Source organism: Runella zeae DSM 19591, from assembly GCF_000423565.1.
Classification (GTDB): Bacteria; Bacteroidota; Bacteroidia; order Cytophagales; family Spirosomataceae; genus Runella; species Runella zeae.
This window is the reverse complement of the sequence record NZ_KE384045.1, coordinates 120,350-145,870: the sequence shown is the minus strand read 5'-3', so window position 1 is coordinate 145,870 and position 25,521 is coordinate 120,350. Positions and strand designations below refer to the sequence as shown.

26 protein-coding genes are annotated in these 25,521 nt (G+C 41.5%); 16 read left to right on the top strand and 10 right to left on the bottom strand.

The window, feature by feature from the left end:
* Positions 1 to 134: 134 nt before the first annotated feature.
* The 6 genes from G563_RS0131345 (at position 135) to G563_RS0131320 (ending at position 5,363) form a co-directional block, all read left to right on the top strand.
* Positions 135 to 2,687 (top strand): T9SS type A sorting domain-containing protein, encoded by a 2,553-nt coding sequence (locus G563_RS0131345; protein WP_028668820.1) that lies wholly within the window; start codon positions 135 to 137, stop codon positions 2,685 to 2,687.
* Between the two features lie 26 nt (positions 2,688 to 2,713).
* Positions 2,714 to 3,004: a toxin-antitoxin system YwqK family antitoxin gene (locus G563_RS0131340; protein WP_028668819.1), complete on the top strand. Its 291-nt coding sequence runs from the start codon at positions 2,714 to 2,716 to the stop codon at positions 3,002 to 3,004.
* Positions 3,005 to 3,040: 36 nt separating this feature from the next.
* Entirely contained in the window at positions 3,041 to 3,418 is a 378-nt protein-coding gene (locus G563_RS0131335) for a nuclear transport factor 2-like protein (RefSeq protein WP_028668818.1), read from the top strand.
* 33 nt (positions 3,419 to 3,451) lie between these two features.
* On the top strand, positions 3,452 to 4,015 hold the full coding sequence (locus tag G563_RS0131330; RefSeq protein WP_028668817.1) for a hypothetical protein: 564 nt from the start codon (positions 3,452 to 3,454) through the stop codon (positions 4,013 to 4,015).
* Between the two features lie 192 nt (positions 4,016 to 4,207).
* A complete protein-coding gene (locus tag G563_RS0131325) occupies positions 4,208 to 4,714 on the top strand; it encodes an RNA polymerase sigma factor (RefSeq protein WP_028668816.1) in 507 nt (168 codons plus the stop codon).
* Between the two features lie 4 nt (positions 4,715 to 4,718).
* Positions 4,719 to 5,363: a hypothetical protein gene (locus G563_RS0131320; RefSeq protein ID WP_028668815.1), complete on the top strand. Its 645-nt coding sequence runs from the start codon at positions 4,719 to 4,721 to the stop codon at positions 5,361 to 5,363.
* Between the two features lie 69 nt (positions 5,364 to 5,432).
* On the opposite strand, the gene G563_RS0131315 is transcribed toward G563_RS0131320, so the two are convergent.
* The 3 genes from G563_RS0131315 to G563_RS0131305 all read right to left on the bottom strand — a co-directional run bounded on the left by G563_RS0131315 (position 5,433) and on the right by G563_RS0131305 (position 7,208).
* The gene (locus tag G563_RS0131315; protein ID WP_028668814.1) at positions 5,433 to 5,810 is read right to left on the bottom strand and encodes a hypothetical protein; all 378 of its coding nucleotides are present in this window, start codon (positions 5,808 to 5,810) and stop codon (positions 5,433 to 5,435) included.
* 232 nt (positions 5,811 to 6,042) lie between these two features.
* The gene (locus G563_RS36385) at positions 6,043 to 6,471 is read right to left on the bottom strand and encodes an aspartyl protease family protein (protein ID WP_051211326.1); all 429 of its coding nucleotides are present in this window, start codon (positions 6,469 to 6,471) and stop codon (positions 6,043 to 6,045) included.
* A gap of 56 nt (positions 6,472 to 6,527) precedes the next feature.
* Positions 6,528 to 7,208 (bottom strand): DUF2461 domain-containing protein, encoded by a 681-nt coding sequence (locus G563_RS0131305; protein ID WP_028668813.1) that lies wholly within the window; start codon positions 7,206 to 7,208, stop codon positions 6,528 to 6,530.
* A 95-nt stretch (positions 7,209 to 7,303) separates the two neighbouring features.
* Here G563_RS0131305 and trpS point away from each other — a divergent pair, with 95 nt between their 5' ends.
* The 4 genes from trpS to G563_RS0131285 all read left to right on the top strand — a co-directional run bounded on the left by trpS (position 7,304) and on the right by G563_RS0131285 (position 10,549).
* Entirely contained in the window at positions 7,304 to 8,281 is a 978-nt protein-coding gene (gene trpS / locus G563_RS0131300) for a tryptophan--tRNA ligase (RefSeq protein WP_028668812.1), read from the top strand.
* Between the two features lie 14 nt (positions 8,282 to 8,295).
* Complete coding sequence (locus G563_RS0131295) at positions 8,296 to 8,880, top strand: phosphatase PAP2 family protein (RefSeq protein ID WP_028668811.1); 585 nt, start codon at positions 8,296 to 8,298, stop codon at positions 8,878 to 8,880.
* A 64-nt stretch (positions 8,881 to 8,944) separates the two neighbouring features.
* Positions 8,945 to 9,889 carry a ribose-phosphate pyrophosphokinase gene (locus G563_RS0131290; RefSeq protein WP_028668810.1) on the top strand — a complete coding sequence of 315 codons (945 nt, stop codon included), beginning with the start codon at positions 8,945 to 8,947 and terminating at the stop codon, positions 9,887 to 9,889.
* Between the two features lie 93 nt (positions 9,890 to 9,982).
* Positions 9,983 to 10,549 carry a 50S ribosomal protein L25/general stress protein Ctc gene (locus tag G563_RS0131285; RefSeq protein ID WP_028668809.1) on the top strand — a complete coding sequence of 189 codons (567 nt, stop codon included), beginning with the start codon at positions 9,983 to 9,985 and terminating at the stop codon, positions 10,547 to 10,549.
* A gap of 94 nt (positions 10,550 to 10,643) precedes the next feature.
* Here the strand turns inward: G563_RS0131285 and trxA are convergent, their stop codons facing one another.
* The gene (gene trxA, locus G563_RS0131280) at positions 10,644 to 10,979 is read right to left on the bottom strand and encodes a thioredoxin (protein WP_028668808.1); all 336 of its coding nucleotides are present in this window, start codon (positions 10,977 to 10,979) and stop codon (positions 10,644 to 10,646) included.
* A 312-nt stretch (positions 10,980 to 11,291) separates the two neighbouring features.
* Here trxA and moaA point away from each other — a divergent pair, with 312 nt between their 5' ends.
* Positions 11,292 to 12,284, top strand: coding sequence for a GTP 3',8-cyclase MoaA (moaA, locus tag G563_RS0131275; protein WP_028668807.1), 993 nt, complete (start codon positions 11,292 to 11,294; stop codon positions 12,282 to 12,284).
* 31 nt (positions 12,285 to 12,315) lie between these two features.
* On the opposite strand, the gene G563_RS0131270 is transcribed toward moaA, so the two are convergent.
* A complete protein-coding gene (locus G563_RS0131270; protein ID WP_028668806.1) occupies positions 12,316 to 12,885 on the bottom strand; it encodes an HNH endonuclease in 570 nt (189 codons plus the stop codon).
* A gap of 116 nt (positions 12,886 to 13,001) precedes the next feature.
* Between G563_RS0131270 and G563_RS0131265 the strand changes: the two genes are divergently transcribed.
* A complete protein-coding gene (locus G563_RS0131265; protein ID WP_028668805.1) occupies positions 13,002 to 13,361 on the top strand; it encodes a CoA-binding protein in 360 nt (119 codons plus the stop codon).
* A gap of 7 nt (positions 13,362 to 13,368) precedes the next feature.
* Here G563_RS0131265 and mtaB read toward each other — a convergent pair whose 3' ends face one another.
* Entirely contained in the window at positions 13,369 to 14,697 is a 1,329-nt protein-coding gene (mtaB, locus tag G563_RS0131260; protein WP_028668804.1) for a tRNA (N(6)-L-threonylcarbamoyladenosine(37)-C(2))-methylthiotransferase MtaB, read from the bottom strand.
* Positions 14,698 to 14,951: 254 nt separating this feature from the next.
* On the opposite strand from mtaB, the gene G563_RS0131255 reads away from it, so the two are divergent.
* Together G563_RS0131255 and G563_RS0131250 are read left to right on the top strand one after the other, a co-directional pair.
* Positions 14,952 to 17,141 (top strand): glutamine synthetase III family protein, encoded by a 2,190-nt coding sequence (locus G563_RS0131255; protein ID WP_028668803.1) that lies wholly within the window; start codon positions 14,952 to 14,954, stop codon positions 17,139 to 17,141.
* A gap of 137 nt (positions 17,142 to 17,278) precedes the next feature.
* Positions 17,279 to 17,752, top strand: coding sequence for an NADH-quinone oxidoreductase subunit A (locus G563_RS0131250; protein WP_028668802.1), 474 nt, complete (start codon positions 17,279 to 17,281; stop codon positions 17,750 to 17,752).
* 101 nt (positions 17,753 to 17,853) lie between these two features.
* On the opposite strand, the gene G563_RS0131245 is transcribed toward G563_RS0131250, so the two are convergent.
* On the bottom strand, positions 17,854 to 18,285 hold the full coding sequence (locus G563_RS0131245) for an FKBP-type peptidyl-prolyl cis-trans isomerase (protein WP_028668801.1): 432 nt from the start codon (positions 18,283 to 18,285) through the stop codon (positions 17,854 to 17,856).
* Positions 18,286 to 18,446: 161 nt separating this feature from the next.
* On the bottom strand, positions 18,447 to 19,925 hold the full coding sequence (proS, locus tag G563_RS0131240; protein ID WP_028668800.1) for a proline--tRNA ligase: 1,479 nt from the start codon (positions 19,923 to 19,925) through the stop codon (positions 18,447 to 18,449).
* A 413-nt stretch (positions 19,926 to 20,338) separates the two neighbouring features.
* On the opposite strand from proS, the gene G563_RS0131230 reads away from it, so the two are divergent.
* Together G563_RS0131230 and G563_RS0131225 are read left to right on the top strand one after the other, a co-directional pair.
* Entirely contained in the window at positions 20,339 to 21,670 is a 1,332-nt protein-coding gene (locus tag G563_RS0131230; protein WP_028668798.1) for a hypothetical protein, read from the top strand.
* Positions 21,671 to 21,826: 156 nt separating this feature from the next.
* Positions 21,827 to 23,404: an OmpP1/FadL family transporter gene (locus G563_RS0131225; protein ID WP_028668797.1), complete on the top strand. Its 1,578-nt coding sequence runs from the start codon at positions 21,827 to 21,829 to the stop codon at positions 23,402 to 23,404.
* 66 nt (positions 23,405 to 23,470) lie between these two features.
* On the opposite strand, the gene G563_RS0131220 is transcribed toward G563_RS0131225, so the two are convergent.
* A complete protein-coding gene (locus G563_RS0131220; RefSeq protein ID WP_051211325.1) occupies positions 23,471 to 24,199 on the bottom strand; it encodes a hypothetical protein in 729 nt (242 codons plus the stop codon).
* A gap of 10 nt (positions 24,200 to 24,209) precedes the next feature.
* The gene (locus tag G563_RS0131215; protein ID WP_028668795.1) at positions 24,210 to 25,520 is read right to left on the bottom strand and encodes a DUF4374 domain-containing protein; all 1,311 of its coding nucleotides are present in this window, start codon (positions 25,518 to 25,520) and stop codon (positions 24,210 to 24,212) included.
* Between the last annotated feature and the right edge of the window lies 1 nt (position 25,521).

Here is a 25,521-nt window from a genome sequence, read left to right as displayed (position 1 = left end):
TATTTTGAAGCAGGCTTGTTCCGAATGACAAGCCTGTTTTTTTGTTTTCAACTCCTATGTAAAATTCTAACAATCATTATATTTGTTGTATTGAGCTATTTATAGCTACGGTGCTTCAAATTAGAGAATACGATATGAAAAAATCTTTACTTGTTTTAATAGCTTTTGTGACAAGCTATTTTTCTAGTGCCCAAAACTTCAGTTATGACAAAATCATCAAAGGCGCTAGTACTTTAAATCCTTCTGTGTCATCTCTCAACCAAACCACTGGCTTTGTTGAGGTAAATGGAGTTGACTCCAAAGCTCCTACTATTCCTTTCAAATTTGAATGGGGAGATGGCACCTCTTCCACCGGTTTTTTTCCAACAAGCCATACCTATGCCGACAAGACAAAGGACTATATTCTAAAAGTCACTGCCACTTACAGCAATGGCAGTACTGATTTTGTCCTATTAAATATTATATTCACATCGTCTATCTCGGTTACTCGTACTATCCAACTGCCCCCCTCCCTTGCCGTAGAAATCCCGACCTCTGTTAATTTACAGAGTACTCGTTTGCCAAGTTATGGGATACCCAATATTTTATCCCCTTTCAAAGACGCTGATTTTAGTGGTACACCTAGAAATGTTATTCAGTACGTCATGGAAGTAAGTGCCGCTATTCAATACGATTTTGTCAATCAAGATGTACTAAAGATTAATAATCAATACAAACAAGCTATCCTACTGGACCCTACCAGAAACGGCGGGGGATATTCGCTTTGGTATTCAGAACCAGTAGGCCTCATCATGGGCACCTTCAATAGTGAGATACCTTATTCATCTCTTTTTCATGAAATGGGGCACAATTTTACGTTGAATACACCTTCCTCTTATATTTCAGGCGGAAAGATTGATGGTCTGGCCAATGCTATATTTTCAGAATCATTAGCACAGATTTTTCAACATGCTACTGGCTACGAAATATTAAACAATCCTTCTTATTTTGGCATCAGTCCTTTGGTAGTAGAAGCCATAAAAAAAGATGTTAATGGTTCCTTTTCATTTGCCAAAAGTCAATATCAAAAGTATATAGATGAGGGCAAAAAATATTCTTCCTGGAATGATCCTTCTACTCCCTCTGATGAAACGTTTGGAACTTTTATCACTCTTGGTTATAAATTTTTGGAATATGGCAACACTCTCAAAACAGGCTATCGTATCCCTACTCAGAGGCTTATGAAATTTATCCAAAATGTATTTGACGCAGATACTAGAAATAAATTTGCCCAAAATACCAACTCCGAGATTGCTAGTAAATTTAGAGCAACCCTAATGGTAGCCGCCATTTCTGCCGCATATGGGAAAGATTTTAGGGAAGATTTTCGAACCCTCAACTTTCCTATTGATGATGAAATTTATCAACAATTAACTCAAAAAGCCAATCTAAGGGGATGGGTTGGAATCAATAGTATATCTTCTCTTAAACTTTGTCCAAGTACCACCGCAGCTATAGAAGTTCTAAATTTAGGAACGGGCATTTCGGGCGTATATGCCATTGAACTGTCTGATGTAAATGGCAATTTCAATTCTCCATTAAAAGTTGGGGAGATTGTGGGAGGAAACGTTTCGAGCACTATTACCATTCCTACCAACATAGTTTCTGGAAATCGCTATCGGGTGCGCGTGGTTTCGAGCGATAAAAGTTTTTCTAATGAATTTCCGTTTGATTTGAGTGTCATACCGCCATCCCCACCTTCCCTCAAAGCAGTAGCCTCAACCCTCATTTGTAAGGATGCTTCTATTACGTTGGAAGTAATAGCTCAAAATGAGGTAAGTTACCAATGGCAAAAAGATGAGGTAAATATTAACGGTGCCAATAATAGTAGCTATGTGGCTTCTCAACCTGGTAATTATCGAGTCATTGCCACTACCAATGGCTGTAACTCCGCTTCCCAACCAATCGTACTACAAGCTAGTCGCTTATCAGTTCAAATCAATTCACCTCTAAATAGTATTTGTCCCAACGAACGTCTCACCTTAGAAGCATCAGTGTCGGGTACGTCACCTAAGCTACAATGGAAATTAAATGACAAGGAATTAATTGGAGAAAACACCACCACCCTCATCATCACCCAGTCAGGAACTTACACTCTTACGGCTACTGAAGCAACATGTACCACTACTTCAAATGGATGGGTAGTAAAAAATAAACAAACAAAGCCTTCTATTACGCAAGATGGTCTAAAACTAACTGCTTCGACTAGTCAGAAAGGATATCAATGGTATATCGGCAATGTCCCCATAACTGGAGCTACCTCTCAGGTATATACACCCCAACTAAGTGGAAAATACTCAGTTTTGGCAAGTCCTGAAGGCTGCGAAAGTACGCTTTCAGAGGAGGTAGCGGTTGTAATTTTAGCAATCAACTCCACAGCACCTTCTTCTAAAATTCAAGTAGAAAGTTTCCCAAATCCCACCACCGATATGGCTCAAATTAAGTTTAGCCTTCCCAAAGCTTCCCCTATAAGTCTTTCTATGTACAATGAAAGTGGTGCTAAAATTAAACCCTTATTAGAAGAATATTATCCAGAAGGAGAGCATAGCTATCTGCTAGATACTCACACGTTGGCAAATGGAAACTATATTGTTGTTTTAAAGACAAATTACGGAGCATACACTTGCAAAATGCAAATAATCAAATAATCTCCTCATCTTCAACCTCTTCATAGATGAATACCAAAAATCATTATAACAACGGTCAGATAATGCACGAGCAGCAAGGTGATACACTGACCTACTATTTCAAAGACGGAACTATCAAAGCGCAAGGCGCTGCGCTTCATGGCGTGATGCAAGGAGAATGGAAATTTTACAGAGCTACAGGGCAGCTGTGGCAAATGGGCAATTTTTACCACGGAAAAAAACACGGTCATTGGATTCGATTCAACAAACTCGACGAAATCGAATACGAAGCGACTTTTGAAAATGGAAAAATTCAGAAAAAAGCCACACCTTCGTAATCTCACTGAAAACCAGATGCTTAACCTCCAAAAATCATGATTAATAGAGAACAAATGATTCGTAACTATGTAGAAGGCTACAACGAATACGATACCGACAAAATGGTGGGTGATTTTGACAACAACATTGTATTTGAAAATATCTCTCACGGCCAATTAAATATGACGCTAACTGGCCTAGCCGCTTTTAAAGAACAAGCCGAAGTCGCAAAAAGCTACTTTTCCAAACGGCGTCAGTTTATCAAATCTTTTCAGCATAAAGACGATACGACCGAAATAGAGATTGATTATTTTGCGATTTTAGAAATGGATTTTCCCAACGGCCTTAAGAAAGGTGATGAACTGCGCCTGCATGGTAAATCTATCTTCCAATTTTTCAACCACAAAATCATCAAACTTACCGACATAAGTTAATGTCTTATCTCCTCTAAACTACATCAGCCATCCATGAAAGCTTTCATTCTTTGTTTCTGTTCAGTTATAGGAGTCGATTTTGTACATGCGCAAAGCCCTTCGATTCAAGTCAATCCAGACGGTACACACTCCGTCATTCACCATCACGGCAATGTGTCGGTTCAGGTCAATCCAAACGGTACACATTCCGTGACTCACCACAATGGCAATATATCTACCCAAGTCACTCCAGAAGGTACTCACACTACTATCCACAACGGCAATACTTCCGTGAAAGTAAACCCTAATGGTACTCACTCAGTGATATATCATAATGGCAATCACTCCCTGGAAGTCAATCCCGATGGTACACATACTACCATGGTACGCACCGGAAATACCCTCACCAAAACCAATCCTGATGGCTCTCATACAGTCATCATAAATAACGGCCCTACTACGACTAAAATAAATTCGGATGGCACACATTCGGTCATCATACATCCCGCAAACAACGCTTCAAATAGGTCACAAAATGATTTTTTTGAAGACGAAGAAACTTCTTCCCCTAAAGCTCCCAAGCGTGCTAAAATCAAAAAAAAGAATCCTAACTACTAAGCGTTTCGTATTAGACAAAAAATTTTAGAATATAGGTGTGAGATTTGGGCACCTTCTGCGAATCATTGTGCAAAACAGAACTAAACATCAATGATTCGATTCTATGAAAAAACAACAAATCACCGCTTCTAGCCTATCCTCAAGTATTGTTTGGGGAGATATCTTATCTCTTGTTTCTTAGGAAAATCACCTATGCAAACTCAAAACCAAAAAATACTTTTTGAGCAACTCGTCCAGCAAAACAAAGGGCTTTTTTTCAAAGTAGCCAAAATGTATTGTCGAAATGAAGACGACCGCCAAGACCTCCTGCAAGAGATTCTGATTCAAGTTTGGCAGCATTTTCCCAAATATAATCCACAGTTTGCATTGTCTACCTGGCTGTACCGTATTGCCCTAAACGTAGCGATTTCGTTTCATCGGAAGAAGGTTGTTAGAGAGGGAAATCTCATTTCGCTCAACGAAGACTTTTATCAACTTCCCGCGCTTGAATCTTCCGAAAAAGAGCACCAATTGAGCCTACTCGAAAAATTTATCGACGAACTCAAAGAACTCGACAAAGCACTGATATTGCTTTATTTAGAAGACAAAAGTCAAACCGAAATAGCTGATATTTTGGGACTATCGGTCAGCAATGTTTCTACAAAAGTAGGTCGAATAAAAGAAAAACTAAGACAACGATTTTCTAAACAAAATCTTTAAAACAATGGAAGAATTAGCACTTAAAGAACTATGGCAATCTTATAACAATCGGTTAGAGGAAAGCCTTTTGATTAACAAAAAAAACACTGAAAGCATCACAAAAATGCAAGCTGCCAGTTTGCTAAACTCTATAAAACCAATCAAAATATTTGCAATGTTGGCAGGTATTGGGTGGGTATTTGTGATAGATACCATTCTTTGGCAGCTATTCGAAGTAGCAAGTTTATTCTTTTTGATTTCGGCAGGTATTCAGGTCATATTAACCAAACTAGCTCTTTTTATTTATTTGTATCAATTGATTGTCATTCATCAAATCGATATCAGCGACCCAGTAGTAGCTACCCAAGAAAAGCTCACATCTCTACGCTCTTCTTCTCTTTGGGTGGCACGGATTCTTTTTTTGCAGCTTCCCGTTTGGAGCACCTTTTATCTACGCAAGGAGATGTTTAGTGTCAATAATCAGTCTTATCTTATTGTAAACCTGGCCATTACACTTTTGTTTGTATTGGTTTCTCTTTGGCTATTTTTCAATATCAACTATAAAAACAAAGACAAAAAGTGGTTTAGGATGATATTTGGAGGCAAAGAATGGGACAATGTATTGAAGTCCATTACTCTTTATAATGATATTCAAGATTTCAAAAAATAGCAACTGTCTTTCTTTAAACATCCTCGGCAACGCTCAAAGCGTTGCCGAGGGTCGTATTGACAAGTAAAACTATTTGGTCAGTTCTAAAGTAAAAAACCCTGAAAGAAGAACAATTTTATTACAGCTATTTTCTTTTATAAAATACCCAAATCCAACTGATATACCATCATCCGAAAATTCCATTTCTACCTTTCCATCTACTACTTTCCAAGTAATCGAATCTATAGGTTCTCCTACAATAATATTTTTAGTGTCTTTTACTGTACCATCAGCTAAAAAAATCATCTCTCCAGTATCGGTTACTTTATTATCTTCTATTATACTTGCTTTCCAAGTATTGACGATATTTTTTTCGATAGAAGGGGCAATACAGGCTTCGTCTTTATCAGATTTACAAGCCATAAACGATACAAACAGAATCAAAAATAGTACACTTTTTTTGAACATGTGGAATTGATATTTAAGTGAAAAATTAGATTTAATACGCCAGTGAGCTTTATTTAAGAGTACAAATTTCCTTGCAGAAGAAATATTTTTCGTACAATTGTTTAGAAGAAAAAATAGGTATGTTCATGGTGAGGATTATTTTCGATGCAAATATAAAAAAACAAAAATAGAAATAGGCTGCATTTTTTTTAAATGCAGCCTATTTCTATTAAACACCCTTAAAATCAATCACTTATTTTACATTTTTTAATTTCATTTGTGCAAAATAAGGATGTTCTGGATTGACAATCAATTCTTGGCGTAAAGGATGAATCAAAACATCCATGTCTTCGAGCGGAATAGCTCCGATAAGCACTTCACTATCTCCGGGCAAAATCATGGCATTACAAATGGTGCGGCGATTCTTAAAACGCAACTCTACTTGGCTCACTACGTCACACTCAATACGCTCACCATTGGCCATTTGTCCAATACGCTTTTCCATAACCGGAAATTGCATCTGCGCCTGAATCGACTCATTGATACACAACATATAGCTGCCTGTATCTACCAGGCCCGTTACCCTCATCCGTTTTATTTCGTCTTCTCCAATATAAAATCTCCTAGCTAATTCTAAATCACCTGCATTGATTAGCTCTATTTCAGCATATACTAAACCCATTACAAATCGTAAGTTAAAAGTTAGAATAAAGATACAAAAAATTTTAATGAGCGTCCTTACAGTTCAAAAGTCTCTTCTGTTTCTTCAAAAAACAAATAGTTTAATAAATCACAATAAGGCTTAATCAAGCGACTTCCTTTGATCACTTCTGCCACAAATCCTGCCGACATCACTTCCTTGTCGGTGTATTTGTGCATGAAAAACAACTGTTTGCGTTTCAGCAGCTCCACGTCGGGATGGTCTTCGGTATAGCCTTTGGGCGGACGTTGGAGGGTTTCGCCCCATATTTCGGGAAAATAATCCCTAAATTCTGGCGTTTCGATGATTGATTTCAGCGCTTGTGGATTAAAATCAATTTCTTGCCGAAACTTGGCCAACTGCTTGGGCGTAGGATTCCACATTCCTGCCCCTAAAAACGACTCTCCTGCTTGGATATGTACATAAAAATCGATACGCCCCGAATGCCTTCCTCCCGGCCCAATCGCCGCACTAAACCATTGTTTGTAAGGAGATTTATCTTTCGAAAAACGAATATCACGATTGATACGGAAGATACAATCTTTGGCAGTAGTATTGGGTAAGGCTTCAAATTCGCTTACACCCTTCAATAAGGCTTCTACAAATTTTTCAAACTCTTTTTTGGCGGTTTCATAGCGGGCACGATTCTCGGCAAACCACTCTCGGTTATTGTTTTCGGCTAAATCCTTCAGGAATTGAAAAGTAGGCTGTGTCAACATCAGATTTCATATTTTGGCCTAAAAATAGCAATTTTGTCCCGCTTTACAGAGCCTATTGGGGCATTTGTAAGTTTCTCAACTCTAATCTGCGTACAATGTCACGAATCTTAACTGGTATTCAAAGCAGCGGCAAGCCACACCTAGGCAATATTTTGGGTGCGATTTTGCCCGCTATCCAACTCTCTCAACAATCTGGCAATGAGTCTTTTTTGTTTATTGCTGATTTGCATTCGCTTACTACGATCAAAGATGGTCAACTCCTCAAAGACAATACGCGTGCAGTAGCGGCCGCTTGGCTTGCCTGTGGCCTCGATACCGACAAAGTAGTTTTTTATCGACAATCGCGCGTGGCGGCGTATCATACAGAGCTCACGTGGTATTTGTCATGTTTGACTCCCTACCCTATGCTGGCCAATGCTCACTCATTCAAAGACAAATCTGATCGCCTAGCGGATGTCAACGCGGGGTTGTTTGTGTATCCTGTATTGATGGCCGCCGACATTATTTTGTATGATGCCAATTTTGTACCCGTAGGAAAAGATCAAAAACAGCACTTAGAAATCACCCGCGATATGGCCGAGACGTTTAATCGTACTTATGGCGAAACGTTTGTAATTCCAGAGGGTAAAATTGACGAGCGTTTGATGACAATTCCGGGAATTGATGGCCAAAAAATGAGCAAATCTTACGGAAACTACATTGATATTTTCTTGTCAGAAAAAGAACTTCAAAAAGTAACAAAAAAGATACTGTCAGACTCTACTCCTCTGGAGGAGCCTAAAAACCCCGATACGGATATTACATTTAAGCTGTTTTCGCTCATAGCCACCGAAACCGAAACCGAAACCATGCGTCAAAACTACCTCAAAGGAGGCTATGGCTATGGTCACGCCAAGCAAGCCCTGTATGAGGTTATGAAAACACGTTTTGCCAAAGAGCGGGAATTGTTTCAATATTATTATACCGAAAACCCCGCAGCCCTTGAGCAAAAACTGCAAGAAGGTGAAGCTAAAGCGCGCGAAATTGCCGCAAAAAAAATAGCCGATGTACGAGAAAAAATGGGCTTAAACTAAAATATTTTTCTCCAATGCTCCACCAAATCCAAGAATTAGATACGCGCCTTTTTCTAACCCTCAATGGTGCTCACGCTCCTTGGGCCGACACCTTGATGTATTGGGTTACGCAGCGTAACACTTGGATTCCACTTTATGCCCTGCTTATCATTTGGCTGATTTGGCAATACAAGCAAGCAGCGGCGGGCATGATTGGCGCATTGATTCTGACTATTTTGTTTGCCGACCAAGCGGCCTCAGGCTTACTCAAACCTTGGGTCGAGCGTCTGCGTCCTTGTTATGTGAGTTATTTGTCTAACAAAATTCATCTTGTAGTGGAAAGTTGCGGAGGCACGTACGGTTTTGCATCCTCCCACGCAGCCAATAGTTTTGGGTTAGCAATGGCGTTGTGGCTGCTAGTAGGGCATCGTTTTGCTTGGGTGGGATGGTTCTTTTTTCCTTGGGCGGCTATTGTGTCGTATAGCCGCATTTATGTAGGCGTGCATTATCCTTTTGATGTATTAGTGGGCAGTGTTATTGGCATCGGAGCGGCCTACGCCGCCGTTGGGATTGTGCGATACATTCTTTCCAAAAGCAAGCGTTCAAAACTGATTTCCTAAAATTTCCTTCAAACTTCGCATTTAAGAAAGGTTTTCCGTACCTTTGCGGAAATTTTCTCAGAGCATGGCCTCTTTCAATCCGATTAAAATATTTTCTGGTTCGCACTCTAATTACCTGGCCGAAAAAATCGCCCGGCATTATGGTAGAGACTTAGGAGGTTATAACCTTCGCAAATTTAGTGACGGAGAGCTGTCGCCAAGTTTTGAAGAATCTCTTCGCGGTTGTGATGTTTTTTTGGTACAATCTACCTTTGGCTCATCCGACAATTTCATGGAGCTATTGCTCATGATTGATGCGGCCAAACGTGCCTCAGCCCACGAAATTACCGCTGTCATCCCCTATTTTGGGTATGCACGCCAAGACCGCAAAGACAAACCGCGCGTTCCGATTGCGGCCAAGTTAGTGGCCAACCTTCTCACTGCCGCTGGTGCCGAGCAAATCATGACACTCGACCTACATGCTGGTGCTATTCAAGGTTTTTTTGATATTCCGGTAGTGCATCTCGAAGGCACAAGCGTATTTGTTCCTTATATCAAAAGCCTACAATTAGACAATCTAGTAGTAGCTTCGCCCGACGTGGGAGGCGCGGCTAGAGCTCGTAATTTTGCAAAATTCTTCAACGCTGACATCATTCTTTGTGACAAATACCGCAAACGTGCCAATGAAGTAGCATCAATGCAGGTGATTGGAGATGTGAAAGATGCCAATGTGGTGTTTATTGACGACTTGATTGACACAGGTGGCACTATTTGTAAAGCAGCCGAACTTGTCATGAGCAAAGGAGCCAAATCGGTTAGAGCTATTTGTACGCACCCCGTGATGTCAGGGCCGGCTCATGAGCGCATCCGTGGTTCCGTATTGGATGAGCTTATCGTAACCGATACGATTCCTCTACGCGAAGAAAATGCCAAAATCAAGGTATTGTCGGTGTCGGAGCTATTTGCCAAAGCCATCGGTCGTATCCGTGATCATGAATCTATTAGTTCATTGTTTATAAATCCAACGTAGATACAATTCTACCTTATCAACTACATACCTTTTTTATACCCCAAGGTATGATTCACTCAAAACTTCCCTTTGGGGTAGGGGACAAAAATAATTATGAAAAGTACAGAGATTGTAGGGTTTAAAAGAGCGAATCTCGGCAAAAAAGAAGCACGTGAGTTGCGTCTAGAGGCATTGGTACCATGTGTATTATATGGTGGAGCAGAGCAAATCCATTTTGCAGCTCCTATGTATCTATTCCGTGAACTTCTTTTCACTCCTGATGTATACAAAGTAACTTTGAATATTGAAGGCGATATTCATTATGCTATTTTGCAAGATGTTCAGTATCACCCAGTAAGTGATATTATCTTGCATGCTGATTTCTTGGCAGTAAACAACGAAAAAGAAATCAAAGTAGACGTTCCAGTGCGTTTTGTAGGTACTGCCGTAGGAGTAACCAAAGGTGGTAAACTTGTACAAAAACTTCTTAAAATCAAAGTTCAAGGCTTGGCTGATAACATCCCTGACTATGTGGATGTACCTGTAACTGAACTTGATTTGGGCAAATCCGTAAAAGTTGGGCATTTGAAAGTGGAAGGTTTCAAAATCCTTAACAACGCTTCGTTGCCAATCGCCGGAGTTGAAATCCCACGTGCTTTGCGTGGTCAGTTGAAAGGCTAATCTTTCATTCCCAAGTTGCTAATAGATACAAAAAGCCCCGCCAATGCGGGGCTTTCTTTTTATAGCTTTAAAGCAGCAATAGATGCGCACTCATTTATGCCTCTACCGCAATCTGCGCTTTAAGTTTATCTTCCAATGTTACTTGTGGCACAGCTCCTACGACACGGTCAACAAGTTGTCCATTTCTGAAGAATAACAACGTAGGGATACTACGAATGCCAAATTTCATGGCTGTCTCAGGGTTCATATCCACATCTACTTTACCTACCACAGCTTGGCCTTCGTAAGCTTCTGCGATTTTTTCTACTACTGGGCCTACCATACGGCAAGGACCACACCATTCTGCCCAAAAGTCCACCAATACTGGCTTGTCAGAATTTTCGACTACCTCTGCAAAGTTTGCGTCTGTAATTTCAAGAGCCTTTCCCATTTTCTTATGTTAACCGGTCCGCCGGTTCGAATTGATATATGATATTGTATGTTTAGTGAAGAAACCATTTTGCCCCTCCCAAAAGTTCCATGAAAGGATACAGCGTTTTTAGAATTATTTTAAAAGAGACTAAATCTCTAGAGTTCTCTTTATGAGCAATTTCTTCATAGTTGCTTCTATTATAATTGCGCTTAAGAATATTGATTCAGATTCAAAATCCATAGTACTTCTCTCCTACCCTAAATCATTCTCGCTAAAACTTGTTTCTCATTTTTTTGGTTGTTTACTTTGAATGACAAGGTACCTTTTCTTATGAACTATCTCTTAGACAATCACGGACGTCCCATTAGCTATCTCCGGCTTGCCGTCACTGACCGCTGCAATCTGCGCTGCTTTTATTGTATGCCAGAAGAGGGCATCAACTACGTCCCTAAACCTCACTTGTTGACTTGGGAAGAAATGGAACGGGTGGTGCGGTTGTTGGTCCAGATGGGCATCGACAAAGTGCGTATCACCGGTGGAGAGCCTTTTGTAAGAAGAGGAATTTTGGAGTTTTTGGAAAGAATAAACACAATCGACGGGCTGCGCCAAATCAACATCACTACCAATGGCGTACTGACCGCACCCTTAGTACCTGATTTTGAACGCCTTGGCATTAAGTCGGTCAATTTAAGCCTAGATACGCTCGACCGTCAGCGTTTTTTTGACATCACCCGCCGCGATGAGTTTGGACGTGTTTGGGAAACTTTTGAAGCGCTTCAGGCACAAAATATCAAAACCAAAGTCAACGCTGTAGTCATGTCAGGAAAGAATATTGAGGATATCATACCAATGGCTGAGCTCACCCGCACCCACAATGTAAGTGTGAGATTTATTGAAGAGATGCCCTTCAATGGCGATGGTGCCCACGAATACCAGGAGTTTTGGAACTATCGCAAGATATTGGACGAACTCAAAAAGCATTACCCTGACATCTATAAGCTCCCCGACCCTGCCGCTTCTACGGCTTATCATTATCAAATTCCCGGTCACAAAGGCACAATTGGTATCATTGCAGCTTTTAGCCGTACTTTTTGTGGTACTTGCAACCGCCTTCGTATTACCCCTCAAGGGCAGTTCAAGACCTGTCTATACGACGATGGGGTGTTTAATATTAAAGATTTACTACGCCAAGGCCTAAGCGATGAAGCGATTCAAAGCCGGGTTTTTGAAGCTTTGCAACATAGGGCAAAAGACGGCTTTGAAGCCGAAGGAAAACGAAAAGCAGGTTTAGTGTCGGAATCAATGTCAACCATTGGAGGCTAAAATGTCTCCTTCAGGTTTCTTTCGGTAGGGGCTATTCGTCGTCTACTGTGACGTGTTTCCAGTTTTCTCCCGAACGAATCCGATTGAGTTGCGTGTGCGTGATTCCAAATTGCTTAGCAATCATCTTCAAGCGACTTTTTTCGCTTTTAAGCATCTTCTTAATCATTCTGACTTTCATTTCGGTCAGTTTGTAGTTGCGAGTACGCGTAGGAATTTTGCGATTTATGACGGCTGGATTTTTACGGTTGTGCTCAATCATCTGCTCTTTGGTGACCCATTTCAGATTATCGGCACGATTGTTTTGCTTATCAAAATCAAGATGAATCACAAATTTGTGGCTTTCACTTTCGCGCTTTACAAAAATATCAGCCACCAGTTTGTGGACATATCGGTTGATGGTTTTACCTCCCGGAATACGAATATTGAGCGAACGATACCCTTGTATTACCGAACCTTTGATGATCGTGCCTTCTTTTTCACCATTTTGGTAGCTACACAATCTGCCATAATTTGATACTTCATAGCGGGGTGGGTTCTCAACTTCAAACTCAATGGGCACCCATTTCTCATTCCAGTATTTCACAATTTTAGTCTCGCTCATAGTTCAAGTAGTTGTAATTCTCAAAGTAGCAACTGTTTTGCCGTATTCTTTGTTAGTGTACTGGTAAAACAAGTTGCGAGGGTTTTTGTTTGAAATATATAGATATAAATCTAAAAATGAAAAAAACACTTATTATTGGTGCTTCTACTAATCCTGAACGTTATTCTTTCATGGCAGCCCACCGTTTAACCAGCCATGGGCATCCCATTGTAATGTTAGGTTTGAAAGAAGGTACAGTGGCCAACAATCCTATTTTAACTGGTAAGCCAACCTTCACCGACATAGATACAGTAACTCTGTACATTGGCCCCAAAAACCAACCCGAATGGTATGATTATGTGGTGGCTCTCAACCCTAAGCGCGTCATTTTCAATCCTGGTACTGAAAACGTTGAATTTGAAACACTATTAGAAAAAAACGGTATTGAAGTCCTAGAAGCCTGTACCTTGGTACTGCTTTCTATTGCGGCTTACTGAGACAATACTAGTGAATCAAAACTTCAGCAGCCGCTTCTTCTACTTCAACCAGCCCATCATTGATAATCTGGGTCAAACGAAGGGTCTTGAGTTCATTGATAAGAAGAGGGTCATATTGAGCAGTGACACGGACATAGTTTTCGGTAAAACCCTGCATATACCCATTGACTACTTCGTCTTCAAATAGCACGGTTCGTACACTACCAAGCTGACTTTCATAGAAGGCACGTCGTTTTTTATCTGACAGAATGTGCAGCATTTTAGAACGCTCAGCTCTCTGAGACTGTGGCACTACAGGCTTGATCTCGAGAGCTGCAGTGTTAGGTCGTTCCGAGTAAGTAAAAACGTGGAGATACGAAATATCCAACTCGTTCAGAAATTGATATGTTTCCAGAAATGCCTCTTGGGTTTCGCCGGGGTGTCCTACAATCACATCCACTCCGATACAGCAATAAGGCATTAATTCCTTAATTTTGGCTACTCTCTCAACGTACAATTCACGCCGATAACGACGACGCATGAGTCCCAATATTTTGTTAGAACCCGATTGTAAGGGAATATGAAAATGAGGCACAAACCGCTTTGATTGCGCTACAAAGGCGATAATTTCGTCAGTCAACAAATTAGGCTCTATTGAAGAAATCCTAAATCGCTCGATACCTTCTACTTCATCAAGGGCTTGGATAAGCTGCAAGAAGGTTTCGTTGCGATGCCCGTCTTGCAAACCAAAATCACCGATATTTACGCCTGTGAGAACAATTTCTTTCACACCCCTAGCCGCAATTTCGTGAGCAGCTTTGAGTACATTTTGGATGGTATCGGAGCGGCTTTTGCCCCTTGCCAACGGAATAGTACAATACGCACAAGGATAATCACAGCCATCTTGAACTTTCAAAAACGTGCGGGTACGGTCGTTGAGCGAGTAAGACACGTGATATTCGATAGCCTCTTCTATCGGTGAAGCATATACTTTGCCCTTATCTTGGGTGGGTTCTTTCACAAATCCGTCTAACAAATCAATCAAACGGAATTTTTCGGCAGCTCCTAATACCGCATCTACTCCCGGAATTTCCGAAATTTCTTGGGGTTTGAGCTGAGCATAACATCCAATAATCGCTACGTATCCGTCAGGGTTGATGGCCTGCGCTTCTCGTACAATCTTACGGCATTTTTTGTCGGCGTTGTCGGTTACGGAGCAGGTATTGACAATAAAAATATCGGGCGTGTCATTGAAGGCTACTTTTTGATAACCTCGCTGCTCAAACATCCGAGAAATACTTGAGGTTTCGGAATAATTGAGCTTACATCCCAAGGTATAAAACGCTACTTTTTTCATACTGCAAAATTAATGATAATCAGGGTGATTGGTGCCATATTTTTAAATTTTCTGCAAAATCCCCCGCTATAAAAACAGATACTTTTGAAAATAGTTGGATTTTATACCTTTTCTCAAAGTAAGTTTTAAATCTTTCTTGTCTTTCTGATTTCGACAGGATTTATACAAATAACTTTGTCTGTCAAACAAAAAAAATTTATGTTTGGTGCGTGTTCCAAAAATACTCCTTTCATTTAAAACTCTAAAAAACCAATATGGCAAATATGCGATTTAAGGCCATCGAAACGGCCTACAACCGTACCCCAATAAGTGTTTCTCCCCCTAGCGACAAAGTAGCGGACTATTACGGTTCTTATACCTTCAATGATGATATCATGAAAGCCTTGCTCACGCCAGAGGCTTATTATAAAGTTTCGAATGCTATCAAATCAGGTTCTCGAATCGACCGAGAAATCGCCGACGAAGTAGCCGCCGCCATGAAATCATGGGCTACCTCCAAAGGTGCTACCCATTATACACATTGGTTTCAGCCTCTTACGGGAGGTACTGCCGAAAAGCACGATGCTTTTTTTGATGTTACTTCCCAAGGCAAAGCCATCGAAAAATTCAAGGGCAGTGCTTTGGTTCAGCAAGAACCTGACGCCTCTTCATTTCCAAGTGGAGGTTTGAGGGCTACTTTTGAAGCGAGAGGATATACAGGCTGGGATCCAAGCTCACCTGCTTTTTTGATGGACAATGGCGCCGGTGGCAAAACGCTTTGTATTCCTTCGGTTTTTATTTCATACACAGGGGAAGCGCTGGATTATAAAACGCCCATTTTACGTGCATTACACGTACTCGACAAAGCCGCTACCTCTGTAATGTATTATTTTGACCGTAACGTAGAAAAAGTAACAGCTACCCTAGGTCCAGAGCAAGAATACTTCTTAGTAGATAAGGCCCTCTACTACGCACGACCCGATTTAGTGATGGCAGGTCGCACAGTATTTGGGCATTCGCCCGCCAAAGGTCAGCAGTTAGAAGACCATTATTTTGGTTCTATTCCGCCGAGGGTCAATGCCTTCATGGTCGAATTTGAATATGAGGCTTGGAAATTGGGGATTCCGGTGCGTACCCGTCACAATGAAGTCGCTCCCGGGCAATTTGAATGCGCCCCTACTTTTGAAGAACTCAATCTGGCCATTGACCATAATGCCTTGTTGATGGACTTGATGCATAAAATTGCCGAAAAGCACCACTTCAAAGTTCTTTTCCACGAAAAACCTTTTTCGGGTATCAATGGAAGCGGCAAACACAACAACTGGTCGATGATGACCGACACCGGTGTCAACCTACTAGCACCGAGTAGTAAACCCAAAGAAACCCTTCGCTTCCTTACGTTTTTGATGAATACCGTCAAAGCCGTGCACGACCATGCTGATTTGCTGCGGGCATCGATTGCCTCAGCCGGCAACGAATACCGCTTAGGTGCCAACGAAGCTCCACCGGCTATTGTTTCTATTTTTCTAGGGGATGAGCTTATCCGTTTGCTCGAAACCCTCGAAAATCGCGGCGAGATACAACTTGAAAAAGGAGATAATGTATTTTATAAGTTGGGGATTACGCGCACACCTCCCCTTATGCGCGACAATACCGACCGTAATCGTACTTCGCCTTTTGCCTTTACAGGCAATAAGTTTGAGTACCGTGCCGTGGGTGGCAGTGCCAATAGTGCCTCTCCGATGATTGTCCTAAACACGATTGTGGCTAATCAGTTACAAGATTTCCGTAAAGAACTTGAAGCTCGCCTCGAAAGTGGAGAAAAGAAAGAGCTAGCGATTGTGGATATTTTAAAAGAATACTATCGCCAGACCAAACGTATTTTATTCCAAGGAAATGGATATTCGGACGATTGGGTACAAGAAGCTGCCCAACGTGGGCTTTCTAATATTGCCTCAGCTCCTAAAGCCCTCGGCAAATATATAGAGCCTTCGGCAGTTCAGGTGTTTGAAAAAATGGGTGTTTTGACCGAAAGAGAGGTTCATGCACGCTACGAAATTGAGCTGGAAAACTACATCAAAAAAGTCCAGATTGAATCAAGAGTGATAGGTGATTTGGCTCTTAATCATGTGGTATCAACGGCGGTCAAGTACCAACATCAATTGGCTCAAACAGCCAAGTCATTGGTAGAACTTGAGCTAATTGAAGAAGCTCAGCCTCTGAAAGAACTTATCAGGGAGATTTCGAAGCGAGTGTCTATCATCAAAAATGCCGTGGAAGACATGACTGAAGCACGTAAAAGGGCCAACAATACGGACTCTATCGCCGAACGAGCCATTTTGTATGGTTCTGAAGTAAAAGATTTCTTTGAAAAAATACGCTATGAGGTAGACAAGCTTGAGCTTCTGATTGATGACGAAGACTGGCCTTTAGTAAAATACCGTGAAATGCTATTTGTCAAATAGTATACTTCCATTGCTTACTCCAAAAGACTGGACATGTATCTACGTGAGCCAGTCTTTTTTTGGACTTCTCCAAGAATTCTATCCTTCGATTAGTATCTTTACCCCCTCAAACTCCCGCTACAACACTACCGCTTGATATGCTATCAGAATTTGGCACCATTTTTTTGTTTATTCTTACCGCTATTGTCCTCATTCTGTCGATGTTGGGAATCGCAAAGTTGCTGCGCCCTGCCCGCCCCAACGAAGAAAAACTTAGTACTTATGAATCAGGAGAAGACCCACTCGGCAATGCCAACATTCCTTTCAATATTCGTTTTTATGTGGTAGCGTTGGTATTTTTGTTGTTTGAAGTAGAATTGATTTTCTTATTTCCTTGGGCGGTGGTATTTGGCCAAGCAAATCTCATCGAGCAAACCGACGGCTTATGGGGGTGGTTTTCACTGACCGAAATGTTGATTTTTGTGGGGATTTTGGCACTCGGTTTAGCATACGCTTGGGCCAAAGGATACTTGGATTGGGTACGCCCTCAGCCTAAAGTGCCTGAGGTAGAATCAAAAGTTCCGATGAGTTTGTACCAACAAATCAACGAAAAATATAGCCATAAAAAATAGCCTCCTTCCCATCGCCTCATGATTAAAAGCTAGGAAAGAAGGCTTTAATTGAATATAAATCTTAGCCAGATTTTCTTTTAGAAAACCTAAAAGGCCCCTGATTAGCTTACTGCTACTAATTCAATCTCAAAGATTAAATCTTGGCCTGCCAAAGGGTGATTAGCATCCACTACTACCTGTACATCCGTTACTTGAACTACCGTTACAGGAATAGGCTGAGGGTTGCCATCTTGGTGCATATTGAGTTGCATACCTACTTCAAAAGGAATATCAGCAGGCATTTCGTTGCGGTTAAAAGGAATAACCAACTCTTCTTGAGAAGGGCCATACGCTTCTTCCACTGGAATATGAACCGTTTTTTTCTCTCCTATCGCCATTCCTTGAATACCGTTGTCAAATCCAGGAATCACCATTCCTGAACCCAACTGAAACTCTAGGGGTTGACGTCCTTCTGATGAATCAAAGACCGTTCCGTCGGTCAATGTTCCTTTGTAGTGTACCTGAACGGTATTACCTGATTTTGCTACGCTCATTTTTTATTGTTATTGGATGATTGATTGAATTGATTTTTGGGCTTTTAAGTTGTCTTTGCTGAATCAATCTATCAACATCCAATCAACCTAAAACTTTTAATTCTTATTTTTTTGCTCAGTAGCCTTGTCTGGTATTACAACTTATGACTACTTGACATTAATTAATACGCTCTCGCAAAAAGCACTCGCTGACTTGATGGCTTGCCCGTCAAAATACATTTTCCTTCTTCGCGCGGTGCATCAAACGGAATACAGCGAATCGTGGCTTTGGTTTCTTCTTTGATTTTTTCTTCTGTTTCGGAAGTGCCGTCCCAGTGTGCCAAGATAAACCCGCCTTTTTCGTCCAACATTCTTTTAAACTCCTCATAGTCATCCACTTTATAAGTATTTGACTCCCGGAAAGCAAGGGCTCTTTTGTAGATATTTTGTTGAATATCAGTAAGTAATTCTTCAATATACGCTACAATTCCTTCCAATGCTACGGTATTTTTCTCTTTCGTATCTCGACGAGCTACTTCTACCGTACCATTTTCAAGGTCTCGTGCTCCCATTGCTAAACGCACAGGTACACCTCGTAGTTCATATTCGGCAAATTTCCAGCCTGGTTTGTTGGCATCCGAATCGTCAAATTTGACACTTATCCCTTTTTTACGAAGCTCACCCATTATCTCTTTCACTTTGTCAGAAATCTGGGCTAATTGCTCGTCGTTACGATAGATTGGTACAATCACCACTTGAATAGGTGCCAACTTAGGCGGTAATATTAACCCCGCATCATCCGAATGCGCCATTACCAATGCCCCCATTAGCCGAGTACTTACGCCCCAAGAAGTTCCCCACACATACTCAAGAACACCCGCTTTACTTTGGAATTTCACATCAAAAGCTTTGGCAAAATTTTGTCCCAAAAAGTGCGAAGTACCTGCTTGTAAAGCCTTTCCGTCTTGCATCATTGCCTCGATGCAGAGGGTTTCTTCCGCTCCTGCAAAACGCTCATTGGGAGTCTTATAGCCTTTGATCACGGGTACTCCCATCCACTCTTCGGCAAAGCGAGCATATACTTCCAACATTTGACGAGTTTCGGCCATTGCTTCATCGGACGTAGCATGGGCCGTATGGCCTTCCTGCCACAAAAACTCAGCTGTACGAAGAAACAAGCGAGTACGCATTTCCCAACGCACCACGTTGGCCCACTGATTGATTAGAATGGGTAGATTGCGATACGATTGAATCCAGTTTTTGTAAGTATTCCAAATTACGGCTTCACTCGTAGGGCGCACGATGAGTTCTTCCTCCAATTTTGAGTCAGGGTCAGCGATGAGCTTACCCGGTTTATTGGGGTCAGCCTTGAGACGATAGTGAGTTACGACGGCGCATTCTTTGGCAAAGCCTTCGGCATTTTTTTCCTCTGCTTCAAATAAGCTTTTCGGGACAAACAACGGGAAATAAGCATTGGTATGCCCCGTTTCTTTGAACATATCATCAAGTGCTCGTTGCATTTTTTCCCAAATAGAATACCCGTAAGGCTTGATGACCATACACCCTCTTACGGCAGAGTTTTCTGCTAAATCAGCTCTTTTTACAATTTCATTGTACCATTCTGAATAATTCTCACTACGGCTCGGAATCGCGTTTGCCATTACTTTACTTTTTAGGGTTTATCCTTTAAAATTATGTGTTGATTTTCGAAATTTTACTCGCTTTTTTGTCTTTCAGTCACTTTATAGAGATTAGAATTTCATTAGAAATTGGGCTACCTTTCATTGCATTGAAAATCAAAAACTTAAACGTCTATTTTACACTTTTTCAAACATCTTACTCAAAATCAGCCCATTGTACGATTAAGTGTTGGTATGACATTCTTAATTCTTTGATTTTCAGCGATTTTAAAGACAAAAACAGCCCTGTTTTTTCAAAAAAAACTCTTGCAAAGATACTTTTTTATCCTAAATTTGTGTCAAAACTGAATCAATATCAGCTAAAATAGCGTTTATAGTATAGTTACACACCTTTTTCCTTTTATAACTGACAGACTTAAAATATCCAAATAACCATGAAAACCTTCCGTTCACTTACTCTTTTATCGGCAATAGGCTTGGTGGGGTTGTGGGGCTGTAGCTCAAAACAGTACGCCACACGAGACGATGCTGAGTATGACGACCTCTACGGCAACTCTTCTAGTGTAGCTGTAGCAACGGCGGCTGGACGTTCGGATGAAGAAAAACTGGATTACCGTAATCTTAATCCTGATTATCGTTCGGGCAAACAACTTCCCAATAACAACAACATAAACGAGAATGACTACTATGACGAGTCTTATCTAAGCTCACGTGGTATTGCTCGTAACATCGGCCCTGATGCTGGTTACAGTGCAGGATTTTCGGAGGGCTATCGTGCTGGGCGCGACGCTGCTTGGGATCTCAACTGGGGCGGCTTCTGGAATAACCCCTATCGCTACGGTGGATTGGGCTGGAATAGCTGGAACTCCAACACCTCTTTCATGATGGGTTTCAATTATGGTATGAGTACCTATTTTGGAAATCGTTATGGATTTGGAATGTATAACCCTTGGAACAGCTGGAATTCTTGGGGATGGAACAACCCTTGGAACAGCTGGGGATGGGGCTCTATGTATGCTTGGAATGACCCCTTCTTTTCGCCTTGGGGATATTCGAGCTTTGGCTGGGGGTCTCCTTATTCGAGCTGGGGCTATGGCGGATTTGACAGATGGGGCTATGGTAATGGATTTTATGGTAACGGGTTCTACGGTGGCGGCTTTGGTAACCCCTGGTACAATGGCCCTTCCAACAACATTCAAATCGTAGATGGTCGTCGTCGTACTGGTACCGATTACTACAATCGTGTAGGTCGTTCTAGCAATGCTTACAACAGCAACTCTAATAACAGTGCTCGCTATACCGAACCACGTCGTCAAGGATATGACCCCACTGACCGTAGCGGCAGCAGTACTAGTACTTCAAGTAGTGAGGCTTACTACTCACGCCCAAGAGGGGGAGCCAATCGTAGCTATGATAGCTATTCCAACAATTCGGGTGGTAGAAGTAGCTACAGCAATAGCCAACAAAGCAGCGGCTATTCGTCAGGAACTCGCGGAGGCGCTACCCGCAGCTATGGCGAATCAAGCGGGTCTTACAATTCACAACGCTCAAGCAGCAACAACAGCTGGAACTCTAACTCATCGCAAGGAAGCAGCCGTAGAAGCAGCTGGGATAGTGGTAGCAGCAACAACAATAGCTGGAACAATAACAACAGCAGCAGTAGCGGACGTAGTAGCTGGAGTGGTAGCAGCAGCAGTGGTGGTGGCAGCTACAGCGGCGGATCAAGCTCAGGAAGTAGTGGCTCGTCGCGCGGTCCTCGTAACTAATATCATAAGCGAGTACTCTGTGAATCAAACAGAAAAATGACCAATAGTATGTTAAATAGAGAACCTCGCTGTTATGGAATAGCGAGGTTTTTTATTCGTCCATAAATGTATATTTGACAATCAATTAGACGCTTCATAATCACTCACAAATCTGCCATGAAAACCCACAATCACCTTTTATTAGTCGCTGCCTTAGGAGTATTTACGGGACAAGCATACGCCCAAAGCCGCTTATATTCCAATACCGCCCTTCAGTTTTCGGACATTACTCAAAGTGGAAGTGCACGCTTTCAAGGAGTAGGCGGCAATCACGCTTCTCTGGGTGGAGATGCTAGCAATATAGCCGGCAACCCTGCGGGATTAGGTTTTTTTAATAAATCCGAAATCAGCCTTAGTCCCACTTTATACAGTATTTCTAATAAGTCGTCCTACATTGGTAGTAGCAATACAGACCAAAAGCTCAATCCCAATCTTTCACAGTTTTCGCTGATTTTGGCCGGAAACCCGCAAAGCTACAATCGTGAATGGCGGCGTACGTCTTTTGGTATTAACTACTCACGGCAAGTAAACCTCAACAACATGGTCACCTACGGCGGCACCAACAACCGTAGCAGTATGATTGACGACATTGTAGAGGTGGCTGGCACCACTCCCGTCAATACTTTAGAAAATGACTACAACAATGGAAGCCCGTATTCGATTGAGTCTGCTTTCTATAATTTATATCTGATAGACGCCCTTTCACCCAATGGCCCCTATCGTAGGCCTATTCCGCTTTCGAGGTCTTCGTTTCAGCAGACAGGCAACGTTGAAACTTCAGGGGCCTCTTCTCAGTGGACATTTGCTTATGCTGGCAACTACGCCGACAAACTTTATCTAGGAATTTCTGGTGGTTTTTCGCGTCATAGCTACATACGTCGGCACAATTACCAAGAACAGTTTGTCAATAGCGGCCCATTTCGTAGTCTTGATTATCGAGAAGATATTAATATCAATGGCAGTGGGATTTTCTTGTCAGCGGGAGTTATTTATCGTGCCAATCCTTTTCTCCAACTTGGTGCCTCTATTCATAGCCCCACTTGGAGCAGTATGCGTATGACTTATGAGGAAGAATTAGGGGTAGACGTGACCAACAACAGCGTACCAGTCTACGACTCAAATGGCAACCCCGTTACTAATTCACAGGGCCAGCAAGCCTACGATCAGCTTCCTACTACCCGCGTCAATATCGTACCTTTTGACTTTGAATACAGCATGCGCACCCCGCTAAGAGCCAATGGAGGCGCTACTTTTTTCTTCGGTAAAAAAGGCTTCCTAACCGCAAGTGCCGAATACGTAGGCTATAAAGGAATGAGCGTGAGAACTGGCGACGATAATCAGTTTAAAACCAACAATCGCCGATTAATTCAATCTTCTTTCAACAACGTAGTCAATCTACGCGTGGGTGGAGAAGCCCGTATCAATTTTTTTAGAGTACGAGCTGGGGTAGCTTTTTTACCTAATCCCTATAGTCAAAATTATAACGTAGAAGGCAAATTGGATCGCTCAAAATTCCAATTTTCGGGAGGAGCAGGCTATCGTAACGAGCGTTTTTATATAGACTTAGCCGGTACTTATCTCCAAACCAAGGATGCATTTGTACCTTACCAACTCAACGATCCCAGCAATTACTTTTCGGCCAAGTTGAATGTGAGCCAAGTAAATGTAACTGGGACGGTGGGATTATTTTTTTAATATGATTTTGTCTGTAAATGAGAAAACCACGGCAGAAGCTCCGTGGTTTTCTCATTTACAAGGTCACTATTCAACAACCAGTGTCATATCACACCGATGCCTCACTGACTCATATTCTTTTCCTTTGAAAGTTCCAGGGGTTTTGTCCATCCATTCAAGTTCTACTAAATAGAGTCCTTTTCCGGCAGGAATAAAGGCTACCTTTCCTTTGTCATTGGTAATTCTATTTTTTTCCCAACCATCAGGATTAATGACCGTCAGCTGCATTTTTGAAAAAGCTTGCTTATCCTTGTACACTTCCAACAAAATCTGATTGCCTAGTTTTTGGGCCGTCACATCCAAATAATTTTGAGGCAGTAGCGGCGTTTTAGCAGCGTTTCCAACCACATAAGTAGTCCGTAAATACTGTACAGGACGCGTTATACCCAAATTGTGTTTCGTCCAATCTTGTACTTCGCGCGTTTCGTTGATACCCAAAATCTGATAAATACCTTCTATTTTAGGAACAAAGCTTCCTTGCCAATGCGTATCAGTCTGTTGCATCTGCACTTCCGTTTTGGTACCCTGAGCATCAATTACCGAAATCTTGATTTCAGACATTTTATCCAAGCGAGCACCTTTTTCTCGTACATGTTCGCTGTATTCACCATAAAATAGTTGAATTTGGGCAGGTTCACCTACTTTTCCAGGCCCCTTGACCTCTAGCCAATATCCATGCGCCCACGTCAGAGTAGGCAGCGATAGCACTAATCCCACTATAAATACTGTGGAGAGAGCGTTAACCCATTTTTTCATAAACGTATATTTATTTACTTAGTTTAATAAAATCAGATGCAATACCTCCATTCGTAATACTCACGGCTTTAGTTGCTTTGCCTGTAGAGGGTGTATATTCATAATAGCCCGTTGTTTTGTCATCTGGAGTATTGTATTGGAAATAGAACTTACCGTCGTATTTGTAAGCATTAGGGTAGCCAAACCCCGCTGTAAGCGGAATATCAGTGATAGGAGTGACGGTTTTAGCATTCAAATCAAGTTTTACCCAACGCTGATTAGGAGAATAAAAAATAGAATTTCTCAACTCCAAAAATTCTGTTTCGGTAATCTTTCCCTGAGCGTATTTAGTCACCAATTCTAAAATACGAGCAGATTCAGACTGCGCAGAAACGCAAGAATAAGCAATACCATTAGCATCATAGATAGCGCCAAGCATAAGCTGCACCAACAAGTTTTGCTGACCAATTACATCTACGGGATTAAAACTGTAAGAAGGGTCGAAGTCGGTACTATTGGCTGGAATTTTAAGAATCTGAGGACGTGAGTATTTTGCAGCCCGTGGCCCCATCTGCCCATCCAATCCATACGAGCCTTGGGTAAAAATATAGATATTCCCATTTTCGTCAATCATAGGATGCTCATTCCCGCGTGTTATGGGATAAGTAGCATTTGGGAAAGAGATTGTTTTTTCCCACTGTTTGGTAGTCATATTGACCACTTCCACATACACATCGGTAGCGTCATAATACTGAGAAGTCTTGCTGTTGTCGGTTAGCAGAGTCAAAAACAATCGATTATCCTGAGGACGATAAATGATCGTGCTGTAATAATTACGCTCATTGGCCGCGAATTTTTTACCTTTTGACATATCAATATCTCCTAAATTTTCCATCGTCGTCGGATTGAAGAGGACCACCTTTCCATCGCTTCCCCATATGGTGTAGATACCTAAATTGTCATTGATAATTTGAACATTGTTGAGCCAATCTAACAATGGGATACTGGCAACTTCAGTCAACTTGCCATCCTTACCTACGGCTATTTTTGTAAGCGTTTTTTCGCCTTTAAGATTACTACCAAACATGAAGTTTTTCCACGTCGTTCGAGTATAGAAATAATTATAGGTAGATTTTGTCGTCATATCTACCACAGTATTTGCTGGTAATGTCTCAAAAAAACCAGCATAGTAAGTATAGCCGCCAGTTGATTCATTGACCGAAGCTACTACGTAGCCGCTCTCTTTATAAAGTGATTCTTCGTCTTTGTCAATGTCTTTTTTATCACAAGAAGCCAATAACATTGATACTGTCACCAGACTTAATAGTATGTTTTTTTTCATT

Bases quoted from the DNA above. Each gene is read 5' to 3' on its own strand.
- G563_RS0131265 (WP_028668805.1), top strand. From the start codon at position 13,002: ATGAAAAAAACACTTATTATTGGTGCTTCTACTAATCCTGAACGTTAT.
- G563_RS0131270 (WP_028668806.1), bottom strand. From the start codon at position 12,885: ATGAGCGAGACTAAAATTGTGAAATACTGGAATGAGAAATGGGTGCCC.
- mtaB (WP_028668804.1), bottom strand. From the start codon at position 14,697: ATGAAAAAAGTAGCGTTTTATACCTTGGGATGTAAGCTCAATTATTCC.
- G563_RS0131295 (WP_028668811.1), top strand. From the start codon at position 8,296: ATGCTCCACCAAATCCAAGAATTAGATACGCGCCTTTTTCTAACCCTC.
- trxA (WP_028668808.1), bottom strand. From the start codon at position 10,979: ATGGGAAAGGCTCTTGAAATTACAGACGCAAACTTTGCAGAGGTAGTC.
- G563_RS0131255 (WP_028668803.1), top strand. From the start codon at position 14,952: ATGGCAAATATGCGATTTAAGGCCATCGAAACGGCCTACAACCGTACC.
- G563_RS0131220 (WP_051211325.1), bottom strand. From the start codon at position 24,199: ATGAAAAAATGGGTTAACGCTCTCTCCACAGTATTTATAGTGGGATTA.
- trpS (WP_028668812.1), top strand. From the start codon at position 7,304: ATGTCACGAATCTTAACTGGTATTCAAAGCAGCGGCAAGCCACACCTA.
- G563_RS0131330 (WP_028668817.1), top strand. From the start codon at position 3,452: ATGAAAGCTTTCATTCTTTGTTTCTGTTCAGTTATAGGAGTCGATTTT.
- G563_RS0131250 (WP_028668802.1), top strand. From the start codon at position 17,279: ATGCTATCAGAATTTGGCACCATTTTTTTGTTTATTCTTACCGCTATT.
- G563_RS0131320 (WP_028668815.1), top strand. From the start codon at position 4,719: ATGGAAGAATTAGCACTTAAAGAACTATGGCAATCTTATAACAATCGG.
- G563_RS0131345 (WP_028668820.1), top strand. From the start codon at position 135: ATGAAAAAATCTTTACTTGTTTTAATAGCTTTTGTGACAAGCTATTTT.
- proS (WP_028668800.1), bottom strand. From the start codon at position 19,925: ATGGCAAACGCGATTCCGAGCCGTAGTGAGAATTATTCAGAATGGTAC.
- G563_RS0131290 (WP_028668810.1), top strand. From the start codon at position 8,945: ATGGCCTCTTTCAATCCGATTAAAATATTTTCTGGTTCGCACTCTAAT.
- G563_RS0131230 (WP_028668798.1), top strand. From the start codon at position 20,339: ATGAAAACCTTCCGTTCACTTACTCTTTTATCGGCAATAGGCTTGGTG.
- G563_RS0131225 (WP_028668797.1), top strand. From the start codon at position 21,827: ATGAAAACCCACAATCACCTTTTATTAGTCGCTGCCTTAGGAGTATTT.
- G563_RS0131285 (WP_028668809.1), top strand. From the start codon at position 9,983: ATGAAAAGTACAGAGATTGTAGGGTTTAAAAGAGCGAATCTCGGCAAA.
- moaA (WP_028668807.1), top strand. From the start codon at position 11,292: ATGAACTATCTCTTAGACAATCACGGACGTCCCATTAGCTATCTCCGG.
- G563_RS0131340 (WP_028668819.1), top strand. From the start codon at position 2,714: ATGAATACCAAAAATCATTATAACAACGGTCAGATAATGCACGAGCAG.
- G563_RS0131315 (WP_028668814.1), bottom strand. From the start codon at position 5,810: ATGTTCAAAAAAAGTGTACTATTTTTGATTCTGTTTGTATCGTTTATG.
- G563_RS0131335 (WP_028668818.1), top strand. From the start codon at position 3,041: ATGATTAATAGAGAACAAATGATTCGTAACTATGTAGAAGGCTACAAC.
- G563_RS0131245 (WP_028668801.1), bottom strand. From the start codon at position 18,285: ATGAGCGTAGCAAAATCAGGTAATACCGTTCAGGTACACTACAAAGGA.
- G563_RS36385 (WP_051211326.1), bottom strand. From the start codon at position 6,471: ATGGGTTTAGTATATGCTGAAATAGAGCTAATCAATGCAGGTGATTTA.
- G563_RS0131325 (WP_028668816.1), top strand. From the start codon at position 4,208: ATGCAAACTCAAAACCAAAAAATACTTTTTGAGCAACTCGTCCAGCAA.
- G563_RS0131305 (WP_028668813.1), bottom strand. From the start codon at position 7,208: ATGTTGACACAGCCTACTTTTCAATTCCTGAAGGATTTAGCCGAAAAC.
- G563_RS0131215 (WP_028668795.1), bottom strand. From the start codon at position 25,520: ATGAAAAAAAACATACTATTAAGTCTGGTGACAGTATCAATGTTATTG.